Annotated in this window: 1 protein-coding gene; it reads right to left on the reverse strand. The window is 70.2% G+C overall.

From position 1 onward, the window contains the following. Positions 1 to 36: 36 nt before the first annotated feature. On the reverse strand, positions 37 to 267 hold the full coding sequence (locus AA75_RS21755) for a hypothetical protein (RefSeq protein WP_149038293.1): 231 nt from the start codon (positions 265 to 267) through the stop codon (positions 37 to 39). Between the last annotated feature and the right edge of the window lie 506 nt (positions 268 to 773).

A 773-nucleotide genomic window follows, 5' to 3' on the forward strand; every position in this document is an offset into this window, starting at 1 on the left:
TCCATTGTCGGGTGTGTCCACATCGCAGGGGTCACCTCAGGCCTGTCCGAGGTCGAGAAGGTCGGCCAGTTCGGAGCGGTGGTTCCTGGCGAGGAGGTTCACGGCGTGCGCGGACGCGGTGGGCCTGCGCAGTTTCCGGAGCCGCGCGGCCAGCTCCCGGTCGCCGTCCCGCCGCGCCCGGGCGGCGGCGCCGTCCCGCGCCGCGGTGAACTCGCTGACCGGCAGCGCATAGAGCTCGTCCTCGACACCGTTCTCGTGCCCCGTCACCACGCCACCTCCCTGCCGACTACCGATCGGATGGCCCGCTCCCGGCAGAGCCTGCCGTTCTGGTCCTGCTGGACCGATCCTCCGGCACCCATCTCCGCCCTGCCACCAGACACCCGGTACACCACGCTGCGCCGCCGGTACGGCCGACGATGGCCGACGGACTGCTGGCCGCCCGGCAGTGCGCCGCCTCGCTGTTCTGGGGACAGGGCCCGTGTCCGCCGCCTGCGCAAGCGGCGGACACGGGGTGATGGTGTGCTTCCAGAGCTCGGCCCCACGGTGATCGTGGACGGCCTGCTTGCCTGTATTGGCAAGGGGAAACCGCCTACCTCCTTTCGGACGACAGAGATGCTCGGGACACTCGCCCTCGTGAATCCGTGGCCGGACGTCAGAGGCCGGGTCGGAGGGCGGGGCGACGGCACACCGCTCCCACGGATCGCGATGACGTGACCACAGGAGACAAGAGCTGAGAAGCCGTTGTCGTACCGATAGCGACGGGCGTGTTTCCG

The organism is Kitasatospora sp. MBT63 (assembly GCF_000710465.2).
Classification (GTDB): domain Bacteria; phylum Actinomycetota; class Actinomycetes; order Streptomycetales; family Streptomycetaceae; genus Kitasatospora.